The 23,013-nt window shown below is 67.2% G+C and carries 20 protein-coding genes; 12 read left to right on the top strand and 8 right to left on the bottom strand.

Features of this window, described 5'->3' with window-relative positions; genetic code table 11:
• Positions 1 to 115: 115 nt before the first annotated feature.
• Both H9Q09_RS18870 and H9Q09_RS18865 read right to left on the bottom strand, forming a co-directional pair.
• Positions 116 to 1,015, bottom strand: coding sequence for a response regulator transcription factor (locus tag H9Q09_RS18870; protein WP_024352129.1), 900 nt, complete (start codon positions 1,013 to 1,015; stop codon positions 116 to 118).
• Complete coding sequence (locus H9Q09_RS18865; protein ID WP_187392315.1) at positions 1,012 to 4,395, bottom strand: ATP-binding protein; 3,384 nt, start codon at positions 4,393 to 4,395, stop codon at positions 1,012 to 1,014. The genes H9Q09_RS18870 and H9Q09_RS18865 overlap by 4 nt, the downstream gene beginning before the upstream one ends.
• A 309-nt stretch (positions 4,396 to 4,704) precedes the next feature.
• Here H9Q09_RS18865 and urtA point away from each other — a divergent pair, with 309 nt between their 5' ends.
• The 7 genes from urtA to H9Q09_RS18830 all read left to right on the top strand — a co-directional run bounded on the left by urtA (position 4,705) and on the right by H9Q09_RS18830 (position 11,290).
• A complete protein-coding gene (urtA, locus tag H9Q09_RS18860) occupies positions 4,705 to 5,973 on the top strand; it encodes an urea ABC transporter substrate-binding protein (RefSeq protein WP_187392314.1) in 1,269 nt (422 codons plus the stop codon).
• 154 nt (positions 5,974 to 6,127) lie between these two features.
• On the top strand, positions 6,128 to 7,054 hold the full coding sequence (gene urtB / locus H9Q09_RS18855) for an urea ABC transporter permease subunit UrtB (RefSeq protein ID WP_024352132.1): 927 nt from the start codon (positions 6,128 to 6,130) through the stop codon (positions 7,052 to 7,054).
• 10 nt (positions 7,055 to 7,064) lie between these two features.
• Complete coding sequence (gene urtC / locus H9Q09_RS18850; RefSeq protein ID WP_187392313.1) at positions 7,065 to 8,213, top strand: urea ABC transporter permease subunit UrtC; 1,149 nt, start codon at positions 7,065 to 7,067, stop codon at positions 8,211 to 8,213.
• An 11-nt stretch (positions 8,214 to 8,224) separates the two neighbouring features.
• Positions 8,225 to 8,971, top strand: coding sequence for an urea ABC transporter ATP-binding protein UrtD (urtD, locus tag H9Q09_RS18845; protein WP_009208017.1), 747 nt, complete (start codon positions 8,225 to 8,227; stop codon positions 8,969 to 8,971).
• An 11-nt stretch (positions 8,972 to 8,982) separates the two neighbouring features.
• Positions 8,983 to 9,672 carry an urea ABC transporter ATP-binding subunit UrtE gene (urtE, locus tag H9Q09_RS18840; protein ID WP_024352135.1) on the top strand — a complete coding sequence of 230 codons (690 nt, stop codon included), beginning with the start codon at positions 8,983 to 8,985 and terminating at the stop codon, positions 9,670 to 9,672.
• A gap of 42 nt (positions 9,673 to 9,714) precedes the next feature.
• Entirely contained in the window at positions 9,715 to 10,944 is a 1,230-nt protein-coding gene (fmdA, locus tag H9Q09_RS18835; RefSeq protein WP_187392312.1) for a formamidase, read from the top strand.
• Positions 10,945 to 10,948: 4 nt separating this feature from the next.
• Positions 10,949 to 11,290 (top strand): zinc ribbon domain-containing protein, encoded by a 342-nt coding sequence (locus tag H9Q09_RS18830; protein ID WP_009208021.1) that lies wholly within the window; start codon positions 10,949 to 10,951, stop codon positions 11,288 to 11,290.
• Between the two features lie 87 nt (positions 11,291 to 11,377).
• On the opposite strand, the gene H9Q09_RS18825 is transcribed toward H9Q09_RS18830, so the two are convergent.
• Positions 11,378 to 12,838, bottom strand: a complete 1,461-nt coding sequence (locus H9Q09_RS18825) for an aldehyde dehydrogenase family protein (protein ID WP_187392311.1) — start codon at positions 12,836 to 12,838, stop codon at positions 11,378 to 11,380.
• Positions 12,839 to 12,917: 79 nt separating this feature from the next.
• Positions 12,918 to 13,643 carry a GntR family transcriptional regulator gene (locus H9Q09_RS18820; RefSeq protein WP_187392310.1) on the bottom strand — a complete coding sequence of 242 codons (726 nt, stop codon included), beginning with the start codon at positions 13,641 to 13,643 and terminating at the stop codon, positions 12,918 to 12,920.
• Between the two features lie 146 nt (positions 13,644 to 13,789).
• Here H9Q09_RS18820 and H9Q09_RS18815 point away from each other — a divergent pair, with 146 nt between their 5' ends.
• The 5 genes from H9Q09_RS18815 to H9Q09_RS18795 all read left to right on the top strand — a co-directional run bounded on the left by H9Q09_RS18815 (position 13,790) and on the right by H9Q09_RS18795 (position 18,749).
• Positions 13,790 to 14,767, top strand: a complete 978-nt coding sequence (locus tag H9Q09_RS18815; protein WP_029703759.1) for a TRAP transporter substrate-binding protein — start codon at positions 13,790 to 13,792, stop codon at positions 14,765 to 14,767.
• A 144-nt stretch (positions 14,768 to 14,911) separates the two neighbouring features.
• The gene (locus H9Q09_RS18810; RefSeq protein WP_024352140.1) at positions 14,912 to 15,430 is read left to right on the top strand and encodes a TRAP transporter small permease; all 519 of its coding nucleotides are present in this window, start codon (positions 14,912 to 14,914) and stop codon (positions 15,428 to 15,430) included.
• Positions 15,427 to 16,698 carry a TRAP transporter large permease gene (locus H9Q09_RS18805; protein ID WP_187392309.1) on the top strand — a complete coding sequence of 424 codons (1,272 nt, stop codon included), beginning with the start codon at positions 15,427 to 15,429 and terminating at the stop codon, positions 16,696 to 16,698. Before H9Q09_RS18810 ends, H9Q09_RS18805 begins: the two co-directional genes overlap by 4 nt.
• Before the next feature lie 46 nt (positions 16,699 to 16,744).
• Positions 16,745 to 17,839 carry an isocitrate/isopropylmalate dehydrogenase family protein gene (locus tag H9Q09_RS18800; RefSeq protein WP_187392308.1) on the top strand — a complete coding sequence of 365 codons (1,095 nt, stop codon included), beginning with the start codon at positions 16,745 to 16,747 and terminating at the stop codon, positions 17,837 to 17,839.
• 25 nt (positions 17,840 to 17,864) lie between these two features.
• Positions 17,865 to 18,749 (top strand): NAD(P)-dependent oxidoreductase, encoded by an 885-nt coding sequence (locus tag H9Q09_RS18795; protein ID WP_187392307.1) that lies wholly within the window; start codon positions 17,865 to 17,867, stop codon positions 18,747 to 18,749.
• Between the two features lie 53 nt (positions 18,750 to 18,802).
• On the opposite strand, the gene H9Q09_RS18790 is transcribed toward H9Q09_RS18795, so the two are convergent.
• From H9Q09_RS18790 to H9Q09_RS18775, 4 genes are all read right to left on the bottom strand, one after another.
• Positions 18,803 to 20,095: an amidase gene (locus tag H9Q09_RS18790; protein ID WP_187392306.1), complete on the bottom strand. Its 1,293-nt coding sequence runs from the start codon at positions 20,093 to 20,095 to the stop codon at positions 18,803 to 18,805.
• A 68-nt stretch (positions 20,096 to 20,163) separates the two neighbouring features.
• A complete protein-coding gene (locus tag H9Q09_RS18785) occupies positions 20,164 to 21,123 on the bottom strand; it encodes an ABC transporter substrate-binding protein (RefSeq protein ID WP_187392305.1) in 960 nt (319 codons plus the stop codon).
• A gap of 36 nt (positions 21,124 to 21,159) precedes the next feature.
• The gene (locus tag H9Q09_RS18780; RefSeq protein ID WP_187392304.1) at positions 21,160 to 22,026 is read right to left on the bottom strand and encodes an ABC transporter permease; all 867 of its coding nucleotides are present in this window, start codon (positions 22,024 to 22,026) and stop codon (positions 21,160 to 21,162) included.
• Positions 22,027 to 22,035: 9 nt separating this feature from the next.
• Positions 22,036 to 22,809, bottom strand: a complete 774-nt coding sequence (locus H9Q09_RS18775) for an ABC transporter ATP-binding protein (protein WP_024352147.1) — start codon at positions 22,807 to 22,809, stop codon at positions 22,036 to 22,038.
• Positions 22,810 to 23,013: the final 204 nt, after the last annotated feature.

The following is a 23,013-nucleotide window of genomic DNA, read 5'->3' as shown; positions in this document are numbered from 1 at the left end:
GCGCAGAAGTTCCCGCACGGACCGCGCCGGATGCAGGATCGGTCCGATTCTCGCCTGGGGAACCGGTGAAGGAAGGGGTGCCTGCGGAGCCGGCCGCGGTCTTGCCGGCGGGCGATCAGACGAATTCGCGGATCTGCTCCATGGCGATCGCGGTGGCGGCTGAGCGGTTCTCGACGCCGAGCTTGCGGAAAACCGTCTCCAGATGCTTGTTCACCGTCCGCACGCTCAGCTTGAGGATGTCGGCGATGTCCTGGTTCGACTTGCCGCGCGACAGCCACAGCAGCACCTCGGCCTCGCGTGGGGAGATCGGCAGTTTCGCATTGAGGGACGCGATCAGCGTCGCGTCGCTGGCGACCTGCGAGACCCGCAACAGGAATTCGCCGTCCCCCGCCTCGCCGAGAAAGGCGAAGCTCAGGCCGGTGCCGATCTCCGTTGCGGTCGCGCGGCCCTCGCGCAGGCTGGCGAGGATGGTCTTCAGGACGCTCGCGGGGATCGGCCCCTCGGCGGCTTCCAGAATGTGGCGGCGGGCCCAAGGTGTCGTCCAGAGAACCTCGCCCGACGCGTCGATGGCGAAGAGATGGCGGCCGGCGCTGTCGAGGGCGAGCCGGGCCGAGCGGGTCTTGCGGGCATTCGCCTGGTGGACGCGCATGCGGGCGAAGACCTGCTCGATGACGACGGGCTTGGTGACGTAGTCGACCCCGCCGGCCTCGAAAGCCTCGAGCACATGCTCGGTCTCGCTGAGCCCGGTCATGAAGATCACCGGAATGTCGGCCAGACGGCTGTCGGCCTTGATCTGGCGGGTGGTCTCGAACCCGTCGGTGCCGGGCATGACGGCATCCATCAGGATGATGTCGGGGATCGCCCGGCGGGCGATGGCCAGCGCCCGCGAGCCGCTGGCGGCCACGAGCACGGTCATGCCCTCATCCTCCAGCGCCGTGCGCAACAGGCTGATCGTGTCGGGCGAATCGTCGACCACGAGGACGGTGGTGCGGTGGCCGCCGCGTTCCGCGTTCATCGCCCGTCTCCCGCCAGAAGCGTCTCGACGGCATCGAAATCCATCCGCTCCACGGCGAGGCGGAGCTGCGCGACGCCGGCCGCAGCCCCCGGGTCGCGGCGAGCGATCTCGTCCAGCTTGGCGTTGATCCCCCGCACATGGCCGATCTCCACCAGCGCCTGCAGATCGCTGCGGTCGATCTCCGCAAGGGCGCCGAGGTCGTAGACACCGTCGCTTGCGCCGGACACCGGAGCCGGTGCGACCGGCGCGTCGCCTGCCGGTTCGTCGTCATGCAGCCATTCGAGACCCAGCGTGCGGGCGATGGTGTCGAGCAGGGTGTCGATCACCAGCGGCTTGGACACCCAGTCTGCGATCGGTCCGGTGATCGACTGGGGCCGGGCGTCGGCCGACAGCATGACGATCCGGCTCGCGATCCCGTCCGCGGCGATGCGCTCGGCAACCTCCCAGCCGCTCTGGCCGGGCATGCTGACATCGAGAATGACGAGGTCGGGCTCGGCGAGACGGGCCATGCGCAGGCCGGTCTCGCCGCCATCCGCCGTGAGGACGGTGAAGCCGATCGGTGTCAGGATTTCCTCGACCAGCTGCCGATGCACCGGCTCGTCGTCGACGACCAGCACGGTCCGGCGTTCGCCGCGATAGCCGGTGACCTCCCGGCGCTGGGCCACGACCCCGACGGGGGCGACGACGGTCGCCAGCATCAGGCGGACCGTGAAGGTGCTGCCGACCCCGAGCGTCGAGGCCAGGCGGACGTCGCCGCCCAGGATCTCGGCGAGCAGCTTGGTGATGGTGAGCCCGAGCCCCATGCCGGGCACCGGCCGCGCGGCGCCGTCCTCGATGCGCTCGAAGGGCTCGAAGACGCGCTCGACATGCTCCTCGGCGATCCCCGGTCCGGTGTCGGAAATGGCGAATTCGGCAATCTGGCTGCGATAGCGCACCGTCAGGGTCACCTGACCCTCGCGGGTGAACTTGATGGCGTTCGACAGGAGATTGATCAGGATCTGCCGGGTGCGCTTGGCGTCGCCGCGCACGATGTCCGGCAAGGCCCCCTCGACCCGGTAGACGAAGCCGATGCCGGCATTGCCGGCCTGCAGCCGGAACATCTCGACGATCTGCGACAGGAGCGGGCCGAGGGCGAATTCGTCGCGGTAGATCTCCAGCTTGCCGGCTTCGATGCGGGAGATGTCCAGGAGGCCGTCGATCAGCCCGGCCAGATGCTCACCGCTGCGGCGGATCACCTTCACGCCCTCACGGCGCTTCTCCGGGATTGCCGTATCCTTGTCGAGGATCTGGGCGAAGCCCAGCAGCGAATTAAGCGGCGTGCGCAATTCGTGGCTCATGCCGACGACGAAGCGCGTCTTGGCGAGACTCGCGGCCTCGGCCTTTTCCTTGGCCCGCTGCAGCTCGGCATCGGTGATGCGATGCGCCTCGATCTCGCGGGTCAGAAGCCCGGTCTGGTGCCGCGTCTCCTCGAGCGCGACGCGGCGGCTTTCATGGGCGAGGACGAAGACCCAGGAGGCGATGCCGATGAAGATGATCAGGATGACGAAGACCTGCGCCAGCACCATGGCCGCGGTGGACGGATCGGCCGAGCGGGTCAGGGTCGCCTGCAGGTAGATCAGCGACAGGGCGGCGGCGCTGAAGCCGATCAGGGTCAGGAAGATCGCCAGATAATGGCCGCGGGCGGAATCGGCGAAGGCGGCGAGGCGGGTGGAGACGTTGCGCGCCAGCCCGTCGACGATCTGTTCGCGGGCCCGGCTGCCGGTCTTGCACAGGTCGTTGCAGCGTGCGTCGAGCGTGCAGCACAGCGAGCAGATCGGCCCGGCATAGGCCGGACAGGAGGCCATGTCCTCGCGCTCGAATTCGAGCTCGCAGATGCAACAGGCCAGCGTCGGCAGACCGGCCCAGTCGTCGCGCGCCCTGCGGGCCAGATAATAGCGGCCGTCGGTGGCATAGGCGATGGCCGGAGCCGCGACGAAGGCGGCGATCAGCGTCACGAACACCGACAGCGCGGCCAGGAGCTCGCCGAACAGGCCCACATGGGCGAGGGCGCCGAGGATGATGCCGGTGCCCATGGCGCCGAAGCCGACCGGGTTGATGTCGTAGAGATGCGCCCGCTTGAACTCGATATGGGCCGGCGACAGGCCGAGCGGCTTGTTGACGACGAGATCGGCGACGAGGGGCGCGACCCAGGCGACCGCGAGGATCGCGTAGAGCGCCAGGATCTCCTCCAGCGCCTGCAGGATGCCCATCTCCATCAACAGGACCGCAATGGCGACGTTGAAGATCACCCAGACGACGCGCCCCGGATGGCTGTGGGTGAGGCGAGAGAAGAAATTCGACCAGGCGATCGAGCCGGCATAGGCGTTGGTGACGTTGATCTTCATCTGGGCGATGACGACGAACAGGCCGGTGATCCACAGCGCCGCGGTCGCGTCCGGGATGATCGCCTCATAGGCGGTCAGATACATCACGGTGGGATGATGGGCCTCGGCGATCGACAGGCCTTGTCCGACCACGAAGACCGCCAGCATCGAGCCGGCGAGGATCTTCAGCGTGCCGACGATGATCCAGCCGGGGCCGCCGGCGATCAGCGCCGTCCACCATGCGGCGCTCCGGCCGGCCCGGCGCCGCGGCATGAAGCGCAGGAAGTCGACCTGTTCGCCGAGCTGCGCGGTCAAAGCGAAGAGGATCGCCGTCGCGCCGCCGAACAGCAGGATGTCGAAGCTGCCGTCGCCGCGGGTGCCGGTATAGGCCGCCCATTCGGCGTCGGGCAGGCCGCCGGCCAGCGCGAGGGCGACGAAGGGGGCGACGTTGAGCAGCACCCAGATCGGCTGGGTGATCGTCTGGAAGCGGCTGATCAGGGCGATGCCGTGGGTCACGATGGGGATGACGGCGACGGCGCAGACGATGTAGCCGGCCCATAGCGGCAGGCCGATGGTCATCTTCAGCGCCATCGCCATGATCGCCGCCTCGATGGCGAGGAAGATGAAGGTGAAGCTCGCATAGATCAGCGAGGTCACCGTCGAGCCGAGATAGCCGAAGCCGGCGCCGCGGGTCAGAAGGTCGATGTCGACGCCGTATTTGGCGGCGTAGAACGAGATCGGCAGGCCGGCCAGGAAGATCAGGATGGCGACGCAGGCGATGGCGGGCAGGGCGTTGGCGACGCCGTAGCTCAGCGTCACCGTGCCGCCGATGGCTTCCAGCGCCAGGAACGAGATGCCGCCCAGCGCCGTCATGGCGATCTGCATCGGCGTGAAGCGCCGGGCGCTCTTGGCGGTGAAGCGGAGGGCGTAGTCTTCCAGCGTCTCGTCGGCGACGAACTGGTTGTAGCTGCGGCGCACCCGGAGGATGCGCTGGGGCGCGCTGCGCGGGTCGTTCACGCCGCGTCCCGGGAGAGGCACAGACAGCCGTCCTGCATTCGCGTCCTCACATTGTCGCCGCGCCGTGTGGCGTGGTCGATGGATGACAGCGACCGCCGGCCCGCGGTCCCCGTTTCCGCACGCAGGGATCTGCCGCCCGTCCTGTCGCAAAGGCCCGTCCGCATGGCGGGATGATGGGGCCTGACGGTCAGCACCGGAATACGTCAATCTGCGTATTGTTGCTCTGCAGCATTCGTCGCGATGATCGCCCTGTCAACCGAGTGGTCAGTCCGGACCGCCGGGCTCATTCATCCAAAGACGGGGTTTCAGATGACAGACGCGACCAGAGGTGACGGCCTGCGCTCCAGGCTGCGACGCCAGCTTCTGCTGGGGACCGCGGCGGCGTTGACGCTTGCCGTGACCGGTGCGGGCGCCGCCTTCGCCCAGACGCCGCCGACCGAGGAGGTGAACACCACCGGCCTCGCGGTCACCGAGGACACCGTGAAGGTGGGCATCCTGCATTCGGTCACCGGCACCATGGCGATCTCGGAGACCGGCTCCGTCCAGGCCGAGAAGCTCGCCATCGAGCAGATCAACGCCATGGGCGGCGTCCTCGGCCGCAAGATCGAATACACCCAGGAAGACGGTGCCTCCGACTGGCCGACCTTCGCCGAGAAGGCCAAGAAGCTGCTCGTCGAGGACAAGGTCGCGGCGGTGTTCGGCTGCTGGACCTCGGCATCGCGCAAGGCGGTTCTGCCCGTGTTCGAGCAGTATAACGGCATGCTCTACTACCCGACCTTCTACGAGGGTCTCGAGGAGTCGCCCAATGTGATCTACACGGGTCAGGAAGCGACCCAGCAGATCCTGTCGGGCATCGACTGGGTGGTGAAGAACAAGGACGCCAAGAGCTTCTACCTGCTTGGCTCGGATTACATCTGGCCGCGCACCTCCAACAAGATCGCGCGCAAGCACATCGAGAAGCTCGGCCTGGAAGTGGTCGGCGAGGACTATTATCCGCTCGGCCACACCCAGTTCAACTCGGTCATCAACAAGATCAAGCTGAAGAAGCCGGACGTCATCTACGCCATCGTCGTCGGCGGCTCCAACGTCGCCTTCTACAAGCAGCTCAAGGCCGCCGGCATTGACATGACCAAGGAGGCCCCGGTCCTCCTGACGATCTCGGTGACCGAGGACGAGATCCGCGGCATCGGCGGCGAGAACATCGAGGGCGCCTATGCCGCGATGAAGTATTTCGAGAGCCTGCCGAACGAGAACAACCAGAAGTTCGTCGCCGACTTCAAGAACATGTGGGGCGAGGACATCGTCATCGGCGACGTGACCCAGGCCGCCTATCTCGGCCCCTGGCTGTGGAAGGCCGCGGTCGAGAAGGCCGGCAGCTTCGACATCGACGCGGTGCGCGAGGCGTCCCCGGGCATCGAGCTGACCACCGCGCCGGAAGGCTATGTGCGTATCCACGAGAACCATCACCTCTGGTCCAAGACGCGTATCGGCCACGCCCAGGCCGACGGCCAGTACGAGGTGGTCTACGAGACCGAGGAGCTGATGGAGCCCGATCCGTTCCCGGAAGGCTACCAGTAAGCCGCAACGCTCCGGCGGGCCGTCCCTTGCGGACGGTCCGCCGATCGGCCGAACCGCCGGCCCTTGCCCGACCCAGCCGTCTTCCCGCCCGCGCCACGTTCCGCCTGCCGCGACCCGTGCGCCGAGCCCCTTTCCGCCCAACAAGGAGCCCCGGATGTTTGCCGACTATTCCTGGAGCGAACTCGGATCGATCTTCGCCATGCAGGGCTTTGCCGGGCTGGTGCTGTTCTCGGTCCTGGTGCTCATGGCCCTCGGCCTCGCGATCATCTTCGGCCAGATGGGCGTCATCAACATGGCCCATGGCGAGTTCATGATCCTGGGCGCCTACGTGACCTATCTGGTCGCGGGCTTCTTCGAAGCCTTCCTGCCGGCCCTGGTGCCGATCTCCTTCTTCGTGGCGGTGGTGCTGGCGTTCTTCGCCTCCGGGGCCCTCGGCGTGGCGGTCGAGATGAGCCTGATCCGCTTTCTCTACAAGCGCCCGCTCGACACGCTGCTGGCCACCTGGGGCCTGTCGCTGATCCTGCAGCAGACCTACCGCACCATCTTCGGCGCGCGCGAGGTGGGCGTCACCCTGCCGAGCTGGATGATGGGCTCGCTGCCTCTGACCGACATCATCGAGATCCCGATCAACGGGCTCATCGTCATGGCGATCACGCTGCTCATCACGCTCGGCGTCTATCTCGTCATGTTCCGCTCACGGCTCGGCGCCCAGACCCGCGCCGTCGTCCAGAACCGCACCATGGCAGGCGCTGTCGGCATCGACACCGAAAAGGTCGACCGGATGACCTTCGGGCTGGGCTGCGGCATCGCCGGCGTCGCCGGCAGCGCCTTCACCATGATCGGCTCGACCGGGCCGAGCGCCGGCCAGCTCTACATCGTCGACACCTTCCTGGTCGTCGTCTTCGGCGGCGCGGCAAGCCTTCTGGGCACCATCGCCTCGGCCTTCACCATCTCCCAGGCCCAGTCGACCATGGAATTCTTCCTGTCCGGGTCGATGGCCAAGGTGCTGACCCTCCTGACCGTCGTCGGCATCCTGATGCTGCGACCGCAGGGCCTGTTCACCCTCAAAGTCCGCCGGTGAGGATCAAACCATGACGAAGTTCCTGTCTTCCAACGGCCGATACGAGGCGATCGGCTTCCTCCTCCTCGCAGCCCTGCTGATCGTCGTGATCCCGGCGATGACCGACGCCTTCCGCCTCAACCTCGTCGGCAAGTACCTGACCTACGCCTTCGTCGCCGTCGGCCTCGTCCTGTGCTGGGGCTCGGCCGGCATCCTCAGCCTCGGGCAGGGCATCTTCTTCGGCCTCGGCGGCTACTGCATGGCCATGTTCCTGAAGCTGGAGGCCTCGACGCCGGAGGCGACGGCGATCCAGTCGACCCCGGGCATTCCGGACTTCATGGACTGGAACCAGCTGACCGAGCTGCCCTTCTTCTGGGAGCCGTTCCACTCCTTCGGCTTCACGCTTCTGGCGGTGGTGCTGGTGCCGGCGATCCTCGCCTTCGTCATCGGCTTCGCGATGTTCACCCGGCGGGTCGGCGGCGTCTATTTCGCCATCATCACCCAGGCCATCGCCGCGATCCTGACCATCCTGATCATCGGCCAGCAGGGCTATACGGGCGGCGTCAACGGCATCACCGACCTGCGCACCCTGCTTGGCTGGGATATCCGCACCGACGACGCCAAGACGATCCTCTATTTCGTCAACGCGCTCCTGCTGCTCGGCGCCATCGGCCTGTCGATGCTCGTGCGCAATTCCAAGCTCGGCCGCATCCTCGTCGCGCTGCGTGACAAGGAGGACCGGGTCCGCTTCTCCGGCTACGACGTCGCCGCCTTCAAGACCTTCGTGTTCTGCTTCGCCGCGGCGCTTGCCGGTGTCGGCGGGGCGATGTTCACCCTGCAAGTGGGCTTCATGTCGCCGACCTTCGTCGGCATCGTGCCGTCGATCGAGATGGTGATCTTCTGCGCCGTCGGCGGTCGCCTGTCGCTGATCGGCGCGGTCTACGGCACGCTGCTGGTCAACTGGGCCAAGACCTCCTTCTCCGAGAGCTTCCCGGAATTGTGGCTCTTCGCCATGGGCGCGCTGTTCATCGTCGTCGTCATGGCCTTCCCGAACGGCCTGGCCGGCATCTTCACCAGCCATGTGCGGCCGCTGATCGACCGGTTCCTGCGCCGCTCGCCCGCGCCGCTCGCCGACCGCCGGGCGCCCGACGCCGCGGTCGCTCCCGCCGCCGCCGAATAAGGACCCGCGCCATGACGACACCCAAAGAGTTTCTCCTGGCCGTGGAAGGTCTCACCGTCTCCTTCGATGGCTTCAAGGCGGTGGACGACCTCTCCTTCTACGTCGATCCCGACGAGATCCGCGTCATCATCGGCCCGAACGGCGCCGGCAAGACGACGGCCCTCGACCTGATCTGCGGGCGCACCAAGGCGTCCTCCGGCTCGATCCGCTTTCGCGGCCAGGAGCTGACGAAGATGAAGGAGCACCAGATCGTCCATGCCGGCGTCGGGCGGAAATTCCAGAACCCGTCGATCTACGACGACCTGACGGTCTTCGAGAATCTGGAGATCTCCTTCCCGCGGGGACGCACGGTGTTCGGGGCGCTGGCGTTCAAGCGCGACGCGGAGGTGCGGGACCGTGTGGAGGAGATCGCCGAGATGATCTTCCTCGCCGACCATCTGGACGATCGCGCCGAGTTCCTCAGCCACGGCCAGAAGCAGTGGCTGGAGATCGGCATGCTGCTGATCCAGGACCCCGAACTCCTGATGCTCGACGAGCCCGTCGCCGGCATGAGCGTGTCGGAGCGGGTCAAGACCGCCGAACTCCTCAACCGCATCATCAAGGGCCGCTCGGTGATCGTCATCGAGCACGACATGAAGTTCGCCGAGGACATCGCGACGCGGGTCACCGTGCTGCACCAGGGCAAGGTCATCTCCGAGGGCGACATGGCCCATGTGAAGGCCGATCCCAAGGTCGTCGAAGTCTATCTCGGGCACTGAGGAACACGCCGATGCTGAACATTTCCGACCTGCATGTCGCCTATGGCTCGAGCGAGGTGCTGCACGGCCTGACCTTTGACGTGGCGCCCGGCGAGATCGTCGCCGTCATGGGCCGCAACGGCATGGGCAAGACGACGCTGATGAAGTCGCTGATGGGGATCGTGCCCCAGTCCTCCGGCGCCGTGATGGTGGACGGTGCCGACATGTCGGGCGCGAAGAGCCACCAGCGGGTGAAGGGCGGTCTTGGCTACGTTCCGCAAGGGCGTATGATCTTTTCCACCATGACGGTGCGCGAGAACATCGAGACCGGCCTGACGGTGACCGGCGAAAGCCAGGTGCCGGAGGACATCTACGAGCTGTTTCCGGTGCTGCTGGAAATGAAGGGCCGGCGCGGCGGCAATCTGTCGGGCGGCCAGCAGCAGCAGCTGGCGATCGCCCGCGCGCTGGCTTCGCGGCCCAAGGTCCTGCTCCTCGACGAGCCGACCGAAGGCATCCAGCCCTCGATCATTCGCGAAATGGGCCGCACGCTGAAGCGCATCCGCGACGAGAAGGGGCTGTCCATCGTCGTCTCCGAACAGGTGCTGTCCTTCGCCCTCGACATCGCCGACCGGGTGCTGGTGCTGGAGAACGGCGACCTTGTCCATGACGAGCCGGTGGACGGCGCCGACGAGGCGCGCATCGCGAAATATCTGTCGGTCTGACCGGCAACCATTCCCGAAGCCGAAACGAAGGAGCGCAACGGCATGACCGACACCCTGATCAAGGTCGATTTGACCCAGTCGCCGCATGACAACGAGATGGTCCACAATCGCTGGCATCCCGACATCCCGATGGCCTGCTGGGTCAATCCGGGCGACGACTTCAAGGTCGAGACCCATGACTGGACCGGCGGCCAGATCAAGAATGACGACGACGCTTCCGACGTGCGCGACGTCGAGCTCGAGCAGGTGCATTACCTGTCCGGCCCGATCGGGGTGAAGGGTGCCGAGCCCGGCGATCTCCTCGTCGTCGACATCCTCGACATCGGCGCCTTCGAGGAGAGCCTGTGGGGTTTCAACGGCTTCTTCTCCAAGCAGAATGGCGGCGGCTTCCTGACCGAGCACTACCCGCTGGCCCAGAAGTCGATCTGGGATTTCGAGGGCATGTTCACCAAGTCGCGCCACGTGCCGGGCGTGCGCTATGCCGGCCTCATCCATCCGGGCCTGATCGGCTGCCTGCCGGACCGGGCGATGCTGGACGACTGGAACACCCGCGAGAAGGCGCTGTTCGACACCGATCCGGACCGTGTGCCGACCCTGGCGGCCCTGCCGAACACCCAGTCGGCCCATATGGGCAAGCTGACGGGCGAGGCGAAGGCCAAGGCGGCGGCCGAGGGCGCGCGCACCGTGCCGCCGCGCGAGCATGGCGGCAATTGCGACATCAAGGATCTGTCGCGTGGCTCGAAGGTCTATTTCCCGGTCTATGTCGACGGGGCCGGGCTTTCCATGGGCGATCTCCACTTCAGCCAGGGCGACGGCGAGATCACCTTCTGCGGCGCCATCGAGATGGCCGGCTGGCTGCACATCAAGGTCAGCCTGATCAAGGGCGGCATGAAGAAATACGGGGTCAAGAACCCGATCTTCCGGCCCTCGCCGATCACGCCGAAATACGACGACTACCTCATCTTCGAGGGCATCTCCGTCGACGAGGCCGGCAGGCAGCATTATCTCGACGTCCACATCGCCTATCGCCAGGCCTGCCTCAACGCCATCGAATATCTGAAGAAGTTCGGCTATTCCGGCGCCCAGGCCTATTCGATCCTCGGCACCGCGCCGGTCCAGGGTCATATCTCCGGCGTCGTCGACGTGCCGAACGCCTGTGCCACCCTGTGGCTGCCGACGGACATCTTCGAGTTCGACATCATGCCGGGCAATGACGGGCCGACGAAGTTCCTCGACGGCTCGATCGACATGCCCATCGCGCAGGACCTGTAAGGCGATGCCGTTCTACGACTATGATTGTGCCGATTGCGGCACCTTCACCAGCCTGCGCCCCATGGCGCAGGCTGGCGAGCCCTGCGATTGCCCGTCCTGCGGCGACAGCGCCCGCCGGGTCATCCTCTCGGCGCCGCGGCTGTCGACCATGGATGCCGGTCGCCGCACCGCCTTCGCCACCAACGAACGCAGCGCCAACGCGCCGCGCTCGGGCGGCAAGAAGCACGGCGCCGGCTGCTCCTGCTGCGCGGCGCCCGGGGGCCGCGCGAAAGCCGGTGCGACGCTGACCATGCCGACCGGCGCCAAGACCTTTCCCGCCAAGCGGCCGTGGATGATCAGCCACTGACGGCAGACGGGTAAGGGGACAGGTTCGAGGGGGGAAGCGGTATCGCGGGGCGCGCCATGCGCCCTGCGATACCGTCCTTCTCTTGGCCTAGCCGTGCTTGATCGAGATGGTCTTCAGGCGGGAGAAGCCGTAGAGGGCCTCGAAGCCCTTTTCGCGGCCGTGGCCGGACTTGCCGACACCGCCGAAGGGCAGTTCGACGCCGCCGCCGGCGCCGTAATTGTTGATGAAGACCTGCCCGACATGCAGCTTGCGGGCGAGCCGCATCTGGCGGGCGCCGTTCTCCGTCCAGACGCCCGCGACGAGGCCGTAATCGGTGCCGTTGGCAATGCGGATGGCGTCGGCCTCGTCCTCGAACGGGATCAGCACCTGTACCGGGCCGAAGATCTCTTCCTGGGCAAGCCTGTGGTCGGGATCGACATCGGCGAAGAGAATCGGCGCGACGTAATGGCCGTCCGCCGGGGCGTCGGCATGGATCGTGCCTTCGCCGGCGACCGTGAGCTCGGCCTTGCCCTGCGCGATATAGCCCGCGACGATCGCCTTCTGCTTGCCCGAGACCAGCGGCCCGAGATCGTGGTCGGCGGATGCGGGGCCGACGACGAGCCCGGCATAAACCTCGGCCATGCGGCGCTTCACCTCGTCATAGACGCCGCGCTGCACGAGCACGCGCGAGGCGGCCGAGCAGGTCTGGCCGGCGGCCTGGACGCAGGCGCCGACGAGGGTCGGCAGGGCCGCGTCGAGATCGCAATCGTCGAAGACGATGTGCGGCGACTTGCCCCCGAGCTCGAGCGTCACCGGAATGACGTTCTCGCTGGCGGCGGCCTGGATGCGCCGGCCGGTGCCGACCGAGCCGGTGAAGGAGACGTGGTGGACGCGCGGATGCGCCGACAGCGCCGCGCCGACCTCGTGGCCATAGCCGGTGACGATGTTGAGGACGCCGGCGGGCAGGCCGGCTTCCTCGGCCAGGGCCGCGACGGCCAGCGCGCTGAGCGAGGCATCCTCGGCCGGCTTCAGGACGCAGGCATTGCCCATGGCGAGCGCCGCGCCGACCGAGCGGCCCATGATCTGCATGGGGTAGTTCCAGGGAATGATATGGGCGGTCACGCCGTGCGGCTCGCGCAGGGTCAGCACCGTCGTGCCTTGCTGATAGGGGATGGTCTCCCCGGTGATCTTGTCGGCGGCGCCGCCGTAGAACTCGAAATAGCGGGCGAGCGCCACGGCGTCGTTGCGGGCCTGGCCGAGCGGCTTGCCGACATCGCGCGATTCCAGATGGGCCAGCGTCTCGGCGCGCTCGGTGACGAGGCGGGACAGGCGCACCAGGATGCGGCCGCGCTCGGTGGCGGTCATCGCGCCCCATTCGCCGTCGAGCGCCGCTTCCGCCGCCGCGACCGCCGCCTCGACATCGGCGGCCGTCCCCTCGGCGATCTGTCCGATGTTCTCGCCGGTCGAGGGGTTTTCGACGGCGATGGTCCGGCCGCCGGCCCCGGAGCGCCATTCGCCGCCGATCAGGAGCTTCGTCGGATCGAACCAGAGACCGGACTGGATTGTCATGTGATGTTCCTCCCAGGAAAATGTCCGCGCAGGCGGCGCGGTGGGCACGCCGGGACGATCTGCCGGCGGCCGGTGTCGTTCAGACGGCGTGTCGGACGTGCGGTTCGAGCCGCTCGCGGGCGGCTTCGAGATGGGCCAGCATGGCGGCTTCGGCCCGCGGCGGGTCGCGGTCGATGATCGCCTCGAGGATCCCGACATGCTCCTCGATGACGGCGTGGCCGACATTGGCGTGATAGCGCAGCCGGAAGATGTGCATCTGGGTGAACAGCCGGCCCAGCGTCTCGGCGATGAGGTCGTTGCCGCAGGCCTCGGCGATGGCGGTGTGGAACCGGCTGTCGAGAACCACGAGCCGGGCGCAATGGGCGTCGATGTCCTCGCGCGACAACGCCTGCATCTCGGCGGCGATCTCCTTCAGCACGGCAAGCTGGCCGGGCGTGGCATGTTCGGCGGCGCGCGCGGCGCTGCGCGGCTCGACCAGGGCGCGCATCTCGAAGATGCTCTCCAGCCGGGCGACGGAGGGCAGGGGCGCGACCGAGTAGCCGGTCAGGTGCTTCTTGACGACCAGACCCTCGGCCTCCAGCCGGATCAAGGCAGCGCGGATCGGGGTCTGGGAAACGCCGAAGCGGCGGGCCAGCTTGTCGACGGAAAGGCGTTCGCCGGGCGGGATCTTCAGGGCGATCAGGTCGTCGATCAGCCGCTCGTAGACCGCGTCGCCGAGCGACGGTCCCTGCACGATCAGGTCGTCCGCGGATGCGGTCCAGTCCCCCATGCGATCTCCGCGAAAGGCGGTGTTGCGGTCGGCCACAGCCCGTCCTTGACCAATGCCATTCAGTCTCATACGGATATCGTATCGGATATCTGGTGTAAACATCATCGGATTTGAGGTTGCCGACGCAGGAGGATGCGGGCAATTTCAACCAAGACGGTCCGAACCGAATGGGAGGAATACGCATGACCCTGAGAGGCATTCTCGCCGGCGCCCTTCTGGCGACCAGCGCCCTGACCGCGACGTCGCTTTCGGCCAAGGAAATGAACTTCGCCATCGTGACGCCGCCGGACGGTCACTACGGCCAGGGCGCCAAGGCCTTCGCCGAGAAGATGAACGAGCTCTCCGAAGGCGAGATCACCATCAACGTCAAGGCCGGCGGTTCGCTGGGCGGCGAGCGCGAGCTCCTGGAAGGCGAGCAGATCGGCACGATCGAGCTGGCGATGACCTCGACCGGTCCGGTCGGCAGCTTCGTGCCGGAGATCTACGCGCTCGACTTCCCGTTCCTCTTCAACGACTACGCCAGCGCCCACGAGATCCTCGACGGCGAGATCGGCGACGAGCTGCTGGCGAAGTTCGAGGACAAGGGCATGATCGGCCTTGCCTGGTCGGAGAACGGCTTCCGCCACATCACCAATTCGGTAAAGCCGGTGCAGACGCCCGCGGACGTGGCGGGCCTGAAGCTGCGGACCATGGAGAACCAGGTCCATATCGACGCCTTCAAGGAACTCGGCGCATCGCCGACCCCGATGAGCTGGACCGAGGTGCTGACCTCGCTGCAGCAGGGCACGATCGACGGCCAGGAAAACCCGATCCCGATCATCGTCTCCAACAACATGTGGGACATGCAGAAATACGTGACGCTGACCGGCCACGTCTATTCGCCGGCGGTCATCACCATGTCGAAGATCCACTGGGACCAGCTCTCCGAGGAAGAGCAGGGCTGGATCCGCGAAGCCGCCAAGGCCGGCGTCGAGGCGACCCGCGCGGTCGTTGCCGAGACCGAGAAGAACGGCGTCGCCACCATGCGCGAGAACGGCATGGAAGTGATCGAGGATGTCGACAAGAAGGCGTTCCAGGATGCCGTCCAGCCGACCTATGATCGCTACGGCAAGGAATATGGCGAGGCCATGATCCAGCGGATCCGCGACGCCCAGAAGTAAGCCACTCGACAAGTCGCGGGGCCGGACCGTCCGGCCTCGCGGTGCCCGGCCCAGAGCCGCCCGGCTGCGGTTCGCGGCCACCGCCCGCGCGCGGCTTCGCTGGAGGCCGCGCGTCTCGCCCTCCAGCTCTCGAAGGTGCCGTCCATGCGCAAGGCCGTCCTGACCGCCGCCGAGAAGCTGACCGTTCTCACCCACAATCTCTCCGCCCTGCTGCTGGCGCTGGCGACGGCGCTGGTGTTCTGGCAGGTGGTGACGCGCTTCGTTCTCGGCGATGCCGCGGCGTGGTCGGAGGTGCTGGCCCGCGGCGTGGTGATCTGGATGGTGTTTCTCGTCGCCGGCGCCGGTTTCCGGCTGAGCGCGATGATCCCGCTGGAATTCGTGCGCAGCGTCCTGCCCGACCGCATGCAGCGCAGCGTCTCCTTCATTGTCCTTCTCGGCATCCTCGCCTTTCTCGGGGTGCTGACCTGGTTCGGCGTCCTGATGACGATCCGCGTCTCGACCCAGCAGGTGGCGATGCTCAACATCCCGATCTCCTGGCTCTATGCCGCGATCCCGGTCGGCGCGGTGCTGGCGATCCCGGGCGCGATCCTCGAATTCCTGCGCCCGATCGAGCCGTCGCGGGCCGAGCACGACGTCCAGCGCGACCGGGAGTCCTTCGAATGAACGCCGCCCTCGTCGCCGCCCTTCTGGTCTTCTTCTCGCTGTCGATCCCGGTCGCCGTCGCGATCGGTCTCGCCGCGATCGTCGGGGTCGCCTTCTTCTCGCCGCTGCCGCTGCTGGTGGTGCCGCAGAAAATCTTCACCTCCATCGACAGCTTCCCGCTGCTGGCGGTGCCGTTCTTCATCCTGGCCGGCAATCTGATGACCCATGGCGGCGTCTCGCGCCGGCTGGTGGATTTTGCCAAGTCGCTGGTGGGCGGCGTGCAGGGCGGGCTGGCCTCGACCTGCGTCGTCACCTGCATGATCTTCGCCGCGATCTCCGGCTCCTCCGTCGCCACGACCTTCGCCATCGGCGCGATCCTCGTGCCGGCCATGGCGCGGCACAAATATCCGCTGCCCATGGCCGCGACGATCCAGGCGACTTCGGCTGAACTCGGCGTGATCATTCCGCCCTCGGTGCCGATGATCATCTTCGGCGTCTCCACAGAGACCTCGGTGACCAAGCTGTTCATCGCCGGCATCGGGCCGGGCGTGCTCATCGCCGGCGCGCTCATCGTGATGACCCAGGTCTGGTGCCGGCTGAAGGGCATCGGCAAGGAGGACGGCGACGACGCGCTGCCCATCGTCAAGAGCACCATCGACGCCTTCTGGGCGCTGATGCTGCCGGTGATCATTCTCGGCGGCATCTATGGCGGCATCTTCACGCCGACCGAGGCGGCAGCCGTCTCGGCGGTCTATGCGCTGGTCGTCGGCCTGTTCGTCTACCGAGAGATGAGCTTCTCCGACCTGCCGCGGATCTTCCGGGCATCGGCCGTGGCGACCGGGGCGATCATGCTGATCATCGCCACCGCGGGACTGTTCTCCTTCCTCGTCAGCCTGTCGGGCCTGCCCAATGTCATCGGCAGCTGGGCCGAAGCGACCTTCGGCGGGGCGGTGGGCTTCCTGCTCTTCGTCAACTTGCTGCTGCTTCTGGTCGGCATGTTCGTGGAGACCTCGGCGGCGATCCTTGTCCTGGCGCCGATCCTCACGCCCATCGCCATCGGCTTCGGCGTCGATCCGGTCCATTTCGGCATCATCGTCATCGTCAATCTGGCGCTCGGCATGGTGACGCCGCCGCTCGGCGTGAACCTCTTCGCCGCCGCCGCCGTGGCGCGGATCCCGGTGCAGAGCATGTTCCGCTCGCTGATCGTGCCGGTGCTCGTGGTGTTCGGCGCGCTTCTCCTGATCACCTTCGTGCCGGCGATCTCGCTGTGGCCGGCGGCGCATCTGTGAGCCGGCCGACCGGCGCAATTCTTCCAGCCAGACCAGGGACTTCCGCATGAGTGCAGTGACGCCGTACCGCATCGCGACCATCGAGGGCGACGGGATCGGCCCCGAGGTGACGCAGGGCGCCATGCGGGTGCTGACGGAGGCCTGCGGCGCGGGCGTCCTCGACTTCGTCATGCTGGAAGGCGGCGCCGGCTCGCATGTGGCGACCGGCGAGGTGCTGCCGGCCGAGACCGCCGAGGCCTGCCGGACGCATCACGCGATCCTGCACGGCGCCGCTGGCCTGCCGGGCGTCGTCTATCCGGACGGCACCGAGGTCGGCAACGAACTGCATCTGAAGCTGCGCTTTGCGCTCGATCTCTACGCCAATGTGCGGCCGATCAAGCTTCTGAAGGGTGTCGCCTCGCCGCTGCGTGCCTATGAGGGCGGCGGCATCGACTATGTCATCGTGCGCGAGAACACCGAGGGGCTCTATGCCAGCCGCGGCGCCGGCGTGGTGCTGCGCGGCGAGATGGCGTCCGACAGCCTCGTCATCACCCGCAAGGGCACCGAGCGCGTCGCCCGTTTCGCCTTCGAGCTGGCCCGCCAGCGCAAGGGCGCGCTGCGCGACGGCAAGCGCCGCGTCACGGTCTGCGACAAGGCCAACATCCTGCGCAGCTACGCCTTCTTCCGCGGGATCTGCGACGAAGTGCACGGCGACTATCCCGATGTCGAGATCGACTACGCCTATGCCGACGCGATCACCGTGCATCTCCTGAAGCGACCGGATTTCTACGACGTGATCGTCGCGGAGAACATGTTCGGCGACATCATCTCCGATCTCGGAGCCGCCACCGTCGGCGGCATGGGCATTTCGCCCTCGGGCGAGATCGGCGACAGCCACGGCCTGTTCCAGGGCGCCCACGGTTCGGCGCCGGACATTGCCGGGCAGGATCTGGCAAGCCCCGTGGCGGCCATCCTGTCGGGCGCGATGATGCTGCGCTGGCTGGCGGACAAGCACGACGACGCCACGCTTGCCACGGCGGCCGGACGCGTCGAGGCGGCGGTCGACCGGACGCTGGAGGCGGGCGACTTCGTACCCACCGATCTCGGCGGACGCGCACGCTGCAGCGAGATGACCGACGCCATCCTGCGGGCGATGGCCTGACCCTTTCTCACAAGAGGACAAGTGCATGACGAAGCAGACGGTCGGCGTGATCGGCGTCGGGATGATGGGCCACGGCATCGCCCGCAACATCCAGAAGAAGGGTTGGCCGCTCGCCTATCTCGACCATCCCGGCAACCAGCCGAGCGACGATCTCGACGCGGATGGGGCAAAGCGCTTCGATGACGCCTCGGCGCTGGCGGCGGCGTGCGACGTCCTGATCCTGTGCGTCACCGGCAGCCCTCAGATCGAGGCGTTGCTGCTGGGGCCCGACAGCGTCACCGCCGCGCTGCGGCCGGGCACCATCGTCGTCGACTGCTCGACCGGCATTCCCAGCGCCACCACGAGGGCTGCCGAAGCGGTGAAGGCGGTCGGCTGCGACTTCGTCGACGCGGCCATGACCCGCACGCCGAAGGAGGCCGAGGAGGGCCGGCTCAACCTGTTGATCGGTGGTGACGCGGCAACGGTCGCGGCGCTGACGCCGTTGTTCGAGGCGTTCTCGGAGAACCGCTTCCATGCCGGCGGCATCGGCCGGGGCCAGACGCTGAAGCTGCTGCACAATTTCGTTTCGCTGGGCAGCGTCACGCTGATCGCCGAGGCGGCGGCCTGCGCCGCCGAAAACGACATCGCACCGGAGGTTCTGGTGGACTGCCTGCGGCGCGGCGGCGGCTATGGCGCCGGTCTCGACCGCACCGCCCCCTACATCCTCGACGGCGACGTCACCCCGATGCGCTTTTCCAATGCGAATGCCCGCAAGGACCTGACCTATTACAGCCAGCTCGTCGAGGAGACGGGCACGTCCCGCAAGGTCGCCGAAGGCGTACGCGGCGCGCTGGACTGGCTGGTCGAGACCGGCCATGGCGACGAGATGATGCCGACCGCCTGCACGACGTTCCGCAAGAAGGACGATTGATCGTCTGAGCCGGACGGCCGCCTCAAAGCGGAGGCGGCCGTCCGCAGCCTTGATCAGCCCATCGTCGCCAGGGTCGCTTCGGCGAAAGCGGCGACGCTCAGGAGTTGCCGGTCCCGGCTCCAAGGCGCGACGAGCTGGATGCCGAGCGGCAGGCCGTTCGGCCCGAAGCCCGCGGGCAGGCTGATTGCCGGGGCGCCGATGAAGGTCCAGGGCGCGCAGAGCGCGGGATCGCCGGTGTTGTCGAGCCCCTCCGGCGCTTCGCCGGTTGCCGGCACGGTGAGGATCGCATCGTAGCCGGCAAAGTGCTCGGCCATCGCGCGGCGCAGATGCTTCTGGTTCTCCAGCGCGGCCACATAGGCCTTGGCGGAAATGCCGGCGCCGTCGGCGACCAGCGCCTTCAGATGATCGCTGGTGCGATCGGGGAAGCGCTCGACGCGCTCCTCGTAGATATGCCGGCCCTCGACCCGCAGAACGGTCATGATGTCGTCGAGGGTCTGGGCGTAGAGCGCGTCCAGCGCCACCGGCTCGAGCGTCGCGCCGGCCGCCGTCAGCGCTGCGGCCGCCCGGTCGCGCAGGGCGCGCTGATGCGGATCGACGCGGTCCCAGGCGGGCGGCTCGATGACGGCGATCCGGGGCCGTTCGGCGGCGACGGCGGCGCTGCCCGGCTCCGGCGCGCTGCCGGCCGGCAGGTCGCCATGCGGATCTGACGGGTCGGCGGCGGCGAACAGCCCATAGGTCTTGGCGATGGTGGCGACGTCGCGGGCGAACAGGCCGACATGGTCGAGCGACCAGGACAGCGGATGGACGCCGGTGCGCGGGATCGAACCATAGCTCGGCTTGTAGCCGACGACGCCGCAATAGGCGGCGGGGCGGATCACCGAGCCGATGGTCTGGGTGCCGAGCGCCAGAGGCACGATGCCGGCGGCAACGGCGGCGGCCGAGCCGCTCGACGAACCGCCGGGCGTGTGGCGCGAATTGTGCGGATTGACCGTCGCGCCGGAGCTGCGCCAGGCGAACTCCGTTGTGACCGTCTTGCCGAGGACCGCGCCGCCCAGCTCGCGGATGCGCGCGACGATCCAGGCGTCGGCGGCCGGTACATGCGCCGGATCGATGCGCGAGCCGTAGCCGGTGGGCATGTCGGCGGTGTCGATGATGTCCTTGACCCCGACGGCGAGGCCGGCGAGCGGGCCGCTGGGGCCTGCGACCGGCGCGGTGTCCGGCAGATGGGCGAAGGCGCGCAGGGCCGGATTGCTGCTGACGGCCATTTCGTAGGCGACCCCGACGGGGCCGAGCGTCGTGTCGCCCGCAGTGCCGATGCCGGCCGCGGAGGCGGTGATGTTTGCCATGGTCAGATCCCCCTCGAATGCGTCGCCGCGGGACGCTGGGCGCCCCGCGGCATCGATGATGCGGTCGCTCAGTCGACGATCGCCTTGTCGATGAACTGCCGGTCGATGAAATTGGCGAAGTCCGGCTGGGAGTCGAGATTGCCGAGGGCGATCTGGACGCCGAGGCTGGTGGTCATCGCCTCGTCGGTGATGTCGACGCTGGGAGCGTAGACGCCGTCGGTGATCATCCGCTTGACGGCAGCCTCGACAACGTTGGCGTCGAGGTTCGGGAACTCCTTCTGGGCGACCGCGACCGCATCGGCGGGCGAGGCCTGGATCATCGCCAGTGCCTTTTCGAGGCCGTTGACGAAGCTCTGGGCCTTGTCGGCATCGATGTCGGTGCGGGTCATGATGGTGGAGAAGGCGTAGGGGCCGTATTCCTTCGGGAAGGAGACGATGACCTTCTTGCCCTCGGCGACGGCCTGGTCAACGCCGGGCTCATACATCACCGCCAGCGGCGCCTGGCCGCCGATGAAGGGCGCCGGCTCGGCGCCGATCTGCACCTGGGTGAGCGTCACGCTGTCCTCGGAGACGTCGTTCTCGCCGAGCATCTTGAGGAACAGCGACGTCGAGGTGGTCGGCATCATGCCGGCGACCACGGTCTGGTCGGCGAAGCTCTCGGGACCCTTGTAGTCGAAATCCTCGTCCGCGAGGATCCAGACGGCGGCGCCGTTGACGACATTGGCGATGGTCTTGACCGGGGCGCCCTTCTCGAAGGCGATGGCGGTCCATTCGGGACCGTGCAGCGAGAAGTCGGCGCTGCCGGAGATGACCGAGTTCAGCGCCGTCGGGCCGGAGCCGGCGCTTTCCTTGATGACGGTCAGGCCCTCGGCCTCGAACATGCCCTTGTCCATGGCGACGTAGAGCGGCAGGTAGAGCAGCGACTGGAAGGCCTGGGAGATCGTCACCTCGGTCTTGTCCTGGGCCAGCGCCGGGCTGGCAAAGGCGGTGAGGGCGACGGTGGCCGCGACGGCGAGAAACTTCTTCATTGTTGGTACCCCTGCTGGTGATGGGAGGCGCAAGCCTCAGGCTGCGACCTGTCGCGTGGACTGGTCCTGCTTCCACGGCAGCACGCGCCGCTCGATGAAATTGACGATGTGGTAGAGGGCGAAGCCCAGGAGCATCAGCGAGAACAGCCCGACCCAGACGGTGTTGAGGTCGTAGAGATTCGACGCCGTGAAGACGAGGTGGCCGAGCCCGTGCTGGGAGGAGATGAATTCCCCGACGACGGCGCCGACAAGGGCGAAGCCGATATTGATGCGGAAGGTGGCGATCACCGCCGGCAGCGAGGACGGCACCACCGCCTTGAAGAAGATGCGGTGCTTGTCGGCGCCCATGGAGGTGAGCAGGCGCTGCAGGTCCTTGTCGGAATCGCGGGCCGCCTGGTAGGCGGTGATCAGCGCCACGATGGCGGTCATGGCGATGACCAGCGCGATCTTCGAGGTGTAGCCGGTCCCGAACCACAGGATGATCAGCGGTGCGAGGGCGATCTTCGGCACGCTGTTGAGCGCGATGACGAAGGGCTCGACGAGCCTGGCGACGCCGACCGAATACCACAGCGACAGGCCGAGCGACGTGCCGATGGTGGTGCCGAGGATGAAGCCCACGACCGCTTCCAGCGTGGTGTAGCCGGCATCGACGAAGAGCGAGCCGTCCATAATGAAGCGGGCGAAATTGACGAAGATCCCCGACGGCTGGCCGAACAGGAAGCCGGAGACGCCGCCGTAGCGCACGCCAAGTTCCCACAAGGCGAAGAAGCTCAGCACGGCGAGAAGCTGCAGCCCTGACCGGGCGATGCCGCCGCCCAGTCCGTCACTGGCGATCTGCCAGTCGATGCGGCGACGGGGCATGGCCCCGGTCGCGGCAGGATTGCGTGTGGTGGTGATGCTCATTCGGTGCCCTCAGTGCGTCTGGATATCGAGCTCGTTGCAGAGCAGGTGGAAGTACTGGGCGAAGTGCGGATCGCTGCGGGACTCCACGGGGGAGTGGCTGGCGATGTCGATCTCGTGGATGGCCTTCACCTTGGACGGACGCCCGGACAGGACGACGACGCGCTTGGACAGGGCGACCGCCTCGTCGACGTCGTGGGTGATCAGGATGACCGTCTTGCCGGACTTCTCGACCGCGTCGACGAGGACGCCCTCCAGATGCAGACGGGTCTGGTAATCCAGCGCCGAAAACGGCTCGTCGAGGAGCAGGATGTCGGGGTCCATGACGAGGGTGCGGATCAGCGCGACGCGCTGGCGCTGGCCGCCCGAAAGGGTGCTCGGATAGGCGTTCTCGAAGCCGCTGAGACCGAAGGTGTTGAGGTAGTCGAGGGCCTTCTCGCGGGCTTCCTGCCGGTCGACATTGCGCATTTCCAGGCCCAGCAGGGCGTTCTGCAGGACGGTGCGCCAGGGAAAGAGAAGGTCCTTCTGCATCATGTAGCCGATGCGACCGCGCAGGCCGTCCACCGGCTGGCCGCGATAGCGCATGACGCCGCCATCGGCCTCGAGCAGTCCGGCGATCATGTTGAAGATCGTCGTCTTGCCGCAGCCCGACGGGCCGATGATCGAGACGAAGTCCCGTTCGTAGATGTCGAAGGTCAGGTCGCGGACGACCGGGACCGTGCCACTGCGCGTGGCGAAGGTCTTGGCGAGGCCGCGGATTTCCAGTTGCGTCTGTCTGTCGCCCATATCGGCTCCTCATGCTGCATTGCGACAGACGCAGCATGGAGTGTGCCAGATGGGGCGGTGGGGCCGCCCGGGCGGGGCTGCCCGACGCGCCGGGCTGTTCAAGTCGCTGGAATCACTGCGTCGCGGCCACCTGCATGGCTGCCCTGCACTTTATGCAGGGCGGATTCTGCCGAATTTTGACCGCCCTCCGCTGCCGAGACGCAG

The organism is Aurantimonas sp. DM33-3 (assembly GCF_014334315.1).
In the GTDB taxonomy this organism is placed as follows: Bacteria; Pseudomonadota; Alphaproteobacteria; order Rhizobiales; family Rhizobiaceae; genus Aurantimonas; species Aurantimonas coralicida.
This window is presented reverse-complemented; position numbering and strand designations above follow the sequence as displayed.

Excerpts from the sequence above, each read along its gene's own strand:
- H9Q09_RS18815 (WP_029703759.1), top strand. The coding sequence starts at position 13,790 with ATGACCCTGAGAGGCATTCTCGCCGGCGCCCTTCTGGCGACCAGCGCC.
- H9Q09_RS18785 (WP_187392305.1), bottom strand. The coding sequence starts at position 21,123 with ATGAAGAAGTTTCTCGCCGTCGCGGCCACCGTCGCCCTCACCGCCTTT.
- H9Q09_RS18825 (WP_187392311.1), bottom strand. The coding sequence starts at position 12,838 with ATGACAATCCAGTCCGGTCTCTGGTTCGATCCGACGAAGCTCCTGATC.
- H9Q09_RS18780 (WP_187392304.1), bottom strand. The coding sequence starts at position 22,026 with ATGAGCATCACCACCACACGCAATCCTGCCGCGACCGGGGCCATGCCC.
- H9Q09_RS18805 (WP_187392309.1), top strand. The coding sequence starts at position 15,427 with ATGAACGCCGCCCTCGTCGCCGCCCTTCTGGTCTTCTTCTCGCTGTCG.
- H9Q09_RS18790 (WP_187392306.1), bottom strand. The coding sequence starts at position 20,095 with ATGGCAAACATCACCGCCTCCGCGGCCGGCATCGGCACTGCGGGCGAC.
- H9Q09_RS18810 (WP_024352140.1), top strand. The coding sequence starts at position 14,912 with ATGCGCAAGGCCGTCCTGACCGCCGCCGAGAAGCTGACCGTTCTCACC.
- H9Q09_RS18775 (WP_024352147.1), bottom strand. The coding sequence starts at position 22,809 with ATGGGCGACAGACAGACGCAACTGGAAATCCGCGGCCTCGCCAAGACC.
- H9Q09_RS18795 (WP_187392307.1), top strand. The coding sequence starts at position 17,865 with ATGACGAAGCAGACGGTCGGCGTGATCGGCGTCGGGATGATGGGCCAC.
- urtB (WP_024352132.1), top strand. The coding sequence starts at position 6,128 with ATGTTTGCCGACTATTCCTGGAGCGAACTCGGATCGATCTTCGCCATG.
- urtD (WP_009208017.1), top strand. The coding sequence starts at position 8,225 with ATGACGACACCCAAAGAGTTTCTCCTGGCCGTGGAAGGTCTCACCGTC.
- urtE (WP_024352135.1), top strand. The coding sequence starts at position 8,983 with ATGCTGAACATTTCCGACCTGCATGTCGCCTATGGCTCGAGCGAGGTG.
- fmdA (WP_187392312.1), top strand. The coding sequence starts at position 9,715 with ATGACCGACACCCTGATCAAGGTCGATTTGACCCAGTCGCCGCATGAC.
- urtA (WP_187392314.1), top strand. The coding sequence starts at position 4,705 with ATGACAGACGCGACCAGAGGTGACGGCCTGCGCTCCAGGCTGCGACGC.
- urtC (WP_187392313.1), top strand. The coding sequence starts at position 7,065 with ATGACGAAGTTCCTGTCTTCCAACGGCCGATACGAGGCGATCGGCTTC.
- H9Q09_RS18830 (WP_009208021.1), top strand. The coding sequence starts at position 10,949 with ATGCCGTTCTACGACTATGATTGTGCCGATTGCGGCACCTTCACCAGC.
- H9Q09_RS18870 (WP_024352129.1), bottom strand. The coding sequence starts at position 1,015 with ATGAACGCGGAACGCGGCGGCCACCGCACCACCGTCCTCGTGGTCGAC.
- H9Q09_RS18800 (WP_187392308.1), top strand. The coding sequence starts at position 16,745 with ATGAGTGCAGTGACGCCGTACCGCATCGCGACCATCGAGGGCGACGGG.